This is a genomic window from Streptomyces sp. SID11385 (genome assembly GCF_010548245.1).
GTDB lineage: Bacteria > Actinomycetota > Actinomycetes > Streptomycetales > Streptomycetaceae > Streptomyces.
The window spans coordinates 1-6,262 of the sequence record NZ_JAAGLR010000007.1 but is presented as its reverse complement, the minus strand read 5'-3'; the positions used below and the strand labels follow the sequence as shown (position 1 = coordinate 6,262).

The following is a 6,262-nucleotide window of genomic DNA, read 5'->3' as shown; positions in this document are numbered from 1 at the left end:
CGGGCGCGAGAGGCGGGGAGCGGGGAACGCGGCTCGGGGAGCGAGCGGCCGGAACGCCGGGGCGACGCGGAAGGCGGCGGTCGCCGGGCCGGGAGGGCGGTGGATCAGCGACAGAGGGCGCTGGAGGTGCGCCGCAGGTCCACGTAGCGGCACACCACACCGGGGTGAGTCGTGTGCATGTTCCTCATCCTGCGGCGGGCCCGGCGGGGCTGTCAATGGACACCTGGGGGCGTCTCATGGGCCGGGACCCGGGGTGTCGTGGCGGGTGGAGGGGCCGTGCGGCGCGCGGCGGACTGCCTGTCAGGCGCCCGCGGGCCCGGTGCTGTCGCCGCGCCGTCCCGCGAGGCGGCAGGCGAAGCAGCCGGGGTGGCCCGCGCGTGCGGAGGCATCCCGCGCGCCCCACGCGGCGCGGGGGCGCGGCCCCGCAGGTTTGCCCCAGCCCGCGAGGTGCAGCACCCAGGTGAGCACCGCGGCCACCACCAGGAGGACGAGGCCGAGGTACCACCCCGGCGTCCACCCGACCACCGCCACCGCGAGGCACGCGGAGCCCGCGACCGCGACGGCCGCTCCCGTCCAGCCCGCGACCGTGTGTCCCTCGTCGTACTGACTCATCCCACGTCCCCCGTCGTCATCTCCCTCCATGATCGGCCAACTTGCCTGCCGGGCAAGGGGAGATGACACGCAAGAGAGCCACGTCACAGCGTGGCGCCCGGCCCCCCGCCCCGCACCTCGTCCGCCACCTTCTCCAGCAGCCTCAGCACATCGCCGACCGCCCGCCGCGCCGTCCGCTCGGGACGGTGCAGGACATCGACGTTCCGCAGGGCGTGCACCCCGTCGAGCGGTCTGAGCACGACGCCCGGGTGGGCGGGGACCGTCCAGCGCGGGAGCAGCGCGAGGCCGCCGCCCGCCGCGACGAGCGCCGCCGAGACGGTGAACTCGTTGACCCGGTGCACGAGTTGCAGGGGGCGCCCGGCGACCGTGGCGAGCGCGTCGAGCGTCGCGAGGAGCGGGAAGCCGTCGTGGACAGCGATCCACGGCTCGCCCGCGACCTGCGCGGGGGTGAGGGAGTCGTGCGCGGCGAGGGGGTGCCCCGAGGGGAGTGCCACGTCGAGCGGTTCACGCAGGAGGGTCCTCGCGGCCACCGTGGGCGGCCAGGGCGGGGCGTGGTCGAGGCGGTGGGCGAGGACGAGGTCGTGGGCGCGGGTCAGTGCGGGAAAGCGGTCCTGGGCCACGTCCTCGTCGGCGAGGGCGAGTTGGGGCGCGTCCGGGCCCGCGCAGGCGCGCAGGAGCGGCGGGAAGAAGGCGGCGGCGGCGCTGGAGAAGGCGGCCACGGAGACCTCGCCGGCGGGCTGTCCCGCGTAGTCGGCGAGGGTGTGCCGGGCGTGGGCGAGCGCGCGCTCGACCTCGATCGCGGCGCTCGCGAGCACACGGCCCGCCTCCGTCAACACGACGCGGCGGCCGTCGCGTTCGGTGAGCGGGAGCGGCACCGCGCGCTGGAGCAGCCGCAGTTGCTGCGAGATCGCCGAGGGGGTGACGCGCAGGGCATCGGCGACGGCGCTCACGCTGCCGAGCTCGCCGAGTTCGCGCAGAATCCGGAGCTGTCGTTCGTCCACGCCCGCATTTTAGTGCTGCTACACCTTTGCTGAAGAAGGTGGGGGCTGGTCTTCAACATACGAGGTGGGGCAGCGTGGTCGGTATGCTCGCCGTGCGCCGTACCGATGCGGTACTCGTCCTCGTCGCCCTCGTCTGGGGCTCCAGTTATCTCGTCGCGAAGTCGGCGACGGACGTCCTGCCCGTGCTCGCCGTGCTCTTCGCGCGGTACGCGCTCGGGGCGCTCGCGTGCGGGGGCGTGGTCCTCGTGCGGCGGCGCGCCTGGACGCGTACGGAGGGACGGGCGGGAGCGCTGCTCGGGGTGACGCAGGCGGCGGTGCTCGTCCTGGAGACGTACGGGGTCGCGCACACCAGCGCGGCGCACGCGGGGCTCCTCATCAGCCTCACCATCGTGCTCACCCCGCCGCTCGACCGCACCCGGCCGCCGCTCCCGGGGCGGTTCTACGCGGCGGCGCTCCTGTGCGTCGTCGCGGTCGGGCTCATCGGGGCGGGCGGCGAAGGGCTCGGACTGCCGCGCGTGGGCGACCTGTTGATGCTCGCGGCGGCGCTCGTACGGGCGGGGCACGTCGCGCTCGTCGGCAGGGTGACCGCGCGGCACCGCGTGGACCCGGCGCACCTCACCGCGGTGCAGATGGCGACCGGCACCGTCCTCGTCCTCCCCTTCGCCGTCCCGCACCTGGGCGCGCTCGCGGCGAGCGGCCCGGCGACGGGCGCCCGGCTGCTGTACCTGGCCCTGCTGTGCGGCGTGTTCGCCTTCCTCGCGCAGACGTGGGCGGTGCAGCGGACCTCGGCGAGCCGGGCGAGCCTTCTGCTCGGCACGGAGCCGGTGTGGGCGGTCGCGACGGGCCTGGCCCTCGGCGGCGAACACCTGACCCCCTGGTCGGCGACGGGCGCGGCCCTCCTGCTCACGGGCACGTACTGGGGCCAGGCGGTGGAACGCGCCCACCGCGCCAGGACGCCCGCCGGGCCCTCGCGGGAGTCGGGGAAACCCCTGGCAGGGAGCGTGCCCGCGCCCTAGCCTGCCCCCCGTGCCCCACCTCGCCCCCGTCACCCCGGCCACCATCGAAGCCGCGCTCGCCGTCCGCGTGCGCCCCGACCAGGAACACGCCGTGAGCCCGGTCGCCACGTCCCTCGCGGAGGCGTACGTGCACCCCGAGGCGTGGCCCCGGCTGATCATGGACGGCGACCGCGTGGTCGGCTTCCTCATGGCCTTCTTCGACATCGACTGGACGGGCGACGGGACCGACTTCCGCTCGGGCCTGTGGCGGCTGAACATCGACGCGGGCGCGCAGGGCCGGGGCTACGGCCGCTTCGCGGTGACGGCGACCGGCGAGGAACTGCGCCGCCGGGGCAAGAACCTCCTGACGACCACCTGGCACCCGGGCCCGGACGGCCTCGGGGCGTTCTACCGGCGCCTGGGCTTCCTGCCGACCGGCGAGACGAGCGGGGGCCAGACGGTGGGGACGCTGGACCTGGGCTGAGCGGACGCCCCCGGCCGGTTCGCCGCACCTCGCCACCGGGCTCCGCCGACCGTCCTGGCGGGGCGACGATGCGCCCCGGCTTCGGGGCGGTCGACCCGGCCGGCGCGGTGCGGACGCTCCCAGGGACTGGGATTCCTCGCGCGGGGGAAGGATCGCCCCGTGACGGAGGAAAAGCCCCGTGGCACCGCGCTCAGCCCCGCCGCGTACGGCGCTTCGCGCGCTGTGCTGTGGACGGGGGTGAGCGCGCTGTTCACGGACGGGCGGGGGCGGGTGCTGCTCGAGCGTGTCGACTACCGCCCGCACTGTCTCCTCCCGGGCGGCGCGGTGGACGCGGGTGAGGCGCCCTCGGCCGCGATCCGCCGGGAGGTGCGCGAGGAACTGGGGCTCGTCCGCGTGTTCACGCGGGTGCTCGTCCTGGAGTGGGTACCGCCCACGCTCCCCGGGATGGACCCCGGCACGCGGTTCCCCGGCGAGCACCTCTACGTGTACGACGGCGGCACCCTCTCCCCCGCCGACGTCGCCGCCGTCGTCCTGCCGCCCCGCGAGGTCACGGGCCTGGTGTGGGCGCGGCCCGCCGAGCTGGGCGCGTACATGGTCGCGAGCGACGTGCCGCGCGTGCGCGCGGCGCTCGCCGCGCGGGAGGCCGGCGGGCCCGTCGTGCTGGAGGACGGGCGCCCGCTCGGCCGGGCGGACGGGCCCGGAGGTCACGCGGATACGTGAGGGGCGCACTTACCATCGGAACCCCGGCCCCGAGGATCGGAACCGCATGCCCCCCGTCACCACTCCCCGTACCGCTCTCCTCGTCGGCGCCTCGCGCGGCCTGGGGCACGGCCTCGCCGCCGCCTTCGTCGACCGGGGCTGGGACGTGATCGGCACCGCCCGCGATCCCTCGGCGCCGAGTCCCCTCACGGACCTCGCCGAGCGCTCCGGCGGGCACGTGTCCGTCGAGAGGCTCGACGTCGACGACCCCGAACAGGTCGGCGCGCTGCGCGCACGTCTCGCGGGCCGTCAGCTCGACGTGCTCTTCGTCAACTCGGGCGTCACCAGCCATGAGGACACCCCGGTCGGCCTGGTGCCGACGGAGGACTTCGTCCGCGTCATGGTGACCAACGCCCTGGGCCCGATGCGGGTCATCGAAACCCTGGCGGACCTCGTCGCCGACGACGGGCTCATCGGCGCGATGTCCTCGGGCCAGGGCAGCATCACCAACAACACCGCGGGCGGCCGCGAGGTGTACCGCGGCAGCAAGGCCGCGCTCAACATGTTCCTGCGCGGTTTCGCCGTCCGGCAGGAGGGGACCCGGCGCTCGATCCTGCTGCTCGCGCCCGGCTGGATCCGTACGGCGCTCGGCGGTTCCGAGGCCCCGTACACCGTCGAGGAGAGCATCCCGCTGCTCATGGACGTAGTCGAGTCCCGGCTCGGCAGGCCCGGGCTCGCCTACCTGGACCGCGAAGGGCGGGTCGTGCCCTGGTGAGCGGCGCGGCGGCGGTCAGCCCCTGTTGATCCGTCCCCGCGCCACGAGTTCGACCGTCACCGAGACGGCGAGCGACTGCACCGCCATGAGCGCGAGCAGGACGAAGAGCTGCACGGCACCGGCGGCGAGCGGCCTCGCGCCGCCGAGGAGGACGCCGACGAAGGCGCCGGGCAGCGTGACGAGTCCGACCGTACGGGTCTGGTCGAGCCCGGGGAGCAGCGCGTCCGAGGCGGCGGGGCGGGCTATTTCGAGGCGCGCGTCGCGGTCGGGGAGGCCGAGCGCGAGCGCGGCCTCGACCTCTCCCTCGCGCGTGCGCAGTTCGTCGAGCGCGCGCCGCCCCGCGAGCACCGTCGCGGTGAGCGCGCCGCCGAGCAGGATGCCGGTGAGCGGGACGAGCGAGATGCCCTTGAGCGGTACGAGCCCGGTGAGCAGCAGCGCGAGCACGGCCGGGACGACGCCGACGGCGAGCGGAGCGGCCGTCAGCCACCACGTCCCGTTCGGCGTCAGGCGCCGCCCCGCCGTCCGTACCGCCACGGCGAACATGACGAGCAGGAAGGCGAGCAGCCCGAGGCCGTTCGTGACGGCCCACGTGATGACGAGGGACACGACCCCGAGTTGCACGGCGGCCCGCACCCCCGCGATCAGCACCTGCCGCGAGCGGTCCGTCGCCTCGTCGGGGCTGAGCTGGGCGACCCGCACCACCACCGCGGCGACCAGCAGCAGGACGCCCATCAGCACACCGAGGGTGAGGTTGACGGGCAGCAGCGACTGCGAGGCACTCAGGAGCACCCGGTCACAGTAGCCAGGGGGAGGCGGACGGCGGGGCGGGACGGGAGGCGCGGAGGCGGCACCGGGCGGGAAGCTCGCCGCGTACGCGCTCGGGCCGCCCCCGGCGGGAGCCCCGCGTCCGCCCTCAGTCCGCCGCGCGCCGCGCGAACGCGCTGTCGCCGAGCTTCGCGAAGAGTTCGGCGACGTCCGCGTACACCTCCCGCGCGCCCGCCGCCACGAGGTCCGCGCGGCACACCCCGCCGCTCAGGACCCCGATCGGGTGGAGTCCCGCCGCGGCGGCCGCGCGCATGTCCCACACCGAGTCGCCGACGAAGACGGACCCCTCCGCTTCCGCGTCGACCTGGTCGAGGGCGTGGAGGACGGGATCGGGGGCGGGTTTGCCCGCCGCCACGTCGTCGGCGCTCGCGGTCGCGTCGATCGCGTCGTCGGCGTCGATCGCGGCGCGCAGGGCGGCGAGTTCGGGGCCGCCCGCCGAGGTCGCGAGGACGACGGGCCAGCCGTCGACGTGCAGTGCGCGCAGGAGGTCGGCGGCGCGGTCGAAGGGCGCGAGGCGGTCGTAGTAGGTGCCGTAGAGCGCCTTGTGCCCGGCGCTGATGTCCGCGTCGCCGTCCCGGTCGCGGCCGACGCCGAGCACGTGCGCGAGGAGGTCGGTCGAGCCGAGCCCGATCGCGCCGAGGATCGTGGTGAACGGCACCCGGTGCCCGGCCTGCCGCAGCGCCTCCCACCAGCAGACGGAGTGCAGGTGGTTGGTGTCGACAAGGGTGCCGTCCACGTCGAAGACTGCGGCGGGCGTGTTCACGGGGCCTCCAGCGGGGGACGGGACGAGCGGGACGGGGCAGGCGGTCGGTACGGGGCCGGTCGGTCCGGCGGCAGCCCGGTCAGTGCGGGCCGGCCGGTCCGTGCGGGC

General features: G+C 75.8%; 8 protein-coding genes. 4 read left to right on the top strand and 4 right to left on the bottom strand.

Annotated features, from left to right (window positions below; translation table 11 throughout):
* Positions 1-300 precede the first annotated feature (300 nt).
* Together G3I42_RS00635 and G3I42_RS00630 are read right to left on the bottom strand one after the other, a co-directional pair.
* Positions 301-612 (bottom strand): hypothetical protein, encoded by a 312-nt coding sequence (locus G3I42_RS00635; protein WP_164281900.1) that lies wholly within the window; start codon positions 610-612, stop codon positions 301-303.
* 83 nt (positions 613-695) lie between these two features.
* Positions 696-1,613, bottom strand: coding sequence for a LysR family transcriptional regulator (locus G3I42_RS00630; RefSeq protein ID WP_164281899.1), 918 nt, complete (start codon positions 1,611-1,613; stop codon positions 696-698).
* Positions 1,614-1,696: 83 nt separating this feature from the next.
* Here G3I42_RS00630 and G3I42_RS00625 point away from each other — a divergent pair, with 83 nt between their 5' ends.
* From G3I42_RS00625 to G3I42_RS00610, 4 genes are all read left to right on the top strand, one after another.
* Entirely contained in the window at positions 1,697-2,629 is a 933-nt protein-coding gene (locus G3I42_RS00625; protein ID WP_164281901.1) for a DMT family transporter, read from the top strand.
* A gap of 10 nt (positions 2,630-2,639) precedes the next feature.
* The gene (locus G3I42_RS00620) at positions 2,640-3,092 is read left to right on the top strand and encodes a GNAT family N-acetyltransferase (RefSeq protein WP_164281898.1); all 453 of its coding nucleotides are present in this window, start codon (positions 2,640-2,642) and stop codon (positions 3,090-3,092) included.
* A 159-nt stretch (positions 3,093-3,251) separates the two neighbouring features.
* Entirely contained in the window at positions 3,252-3,812 is a 561-nt protein-coding gene (locus G3I42_RS00615; protein WP_164281897.1) for an NUDIX hydrolase, read from the top strand.
* Between the two features lie 46 nt (positions 3,813-3,858).
* Positions 3,859-4,566 (top strand): SDR family NAD(P)-dependent oxidoreductase, encoded by a 708-nt coding sequence (locus tag G3I42_RS00610; protein ID WP_164281896.1) that lies wholly within the window; start codon positions 3,859-3,861, stop codon positions 4,564-4,566.
* A 15-nt stretch (positions 4,567-4,581) separates the two neighbouring features.
* Here the strand turns inward: G3I42_RS00610 and G3I42_RS00605 are convergent, their stop codons facing one another.
* Both G3I42_RS00605 and G3I42_RS00600 read right to left on the bottom strand, forming a co-directional pair.
* Entirely contained in the window at positions 4,582-5,355 is a 774-nt protein-coding gene (locus G3I42_RS00605) for an ABC transporter permease (RefSeq protein ID WP_164281895.1), read from the bottom strand.
* Positions 5,356-5,479: 124 nt separating this feature from the next.
* Positions 5,480-6,154, bottom strand: a complete 675-nt coding sequence (locus G3I42_RS00600) for an HAD family hydrolase (protein ID WP_164281894.1) — start codon at positions 6,152-6,154, stop codon at positions 5,480-5,482.
* Between the last annotated feature and the right edge of the window lie 108 nt (positions 6,155-6,262).

What these genes read in the sequence shown, in the direction of transcription:
- G3I42_RS00635 (WP_164281900.1), bottom strand. Translation starts at nt 612, where the DNA reads ATGAGTCAGTACGACGAGGGACACACGGTCGCGGGCTGGACGGGAGCG.
- G3I42_RS00625 (WP_164281901.1), top strand. Translation starts at nt 1,697, where the DNA reads ATGCTCGCCGTGCGCCGTACCGATGCGGTACTCGTCCTCGTCGCCCTC.
- G3I42_RS00610 (WP_164281896.1), top strand. Translation starts at nt 3,859, where the DNA reads ATGCCCCCCGTCACCACTCCCCGTACCGCTCTCCTCGTCGGCGCCTCG.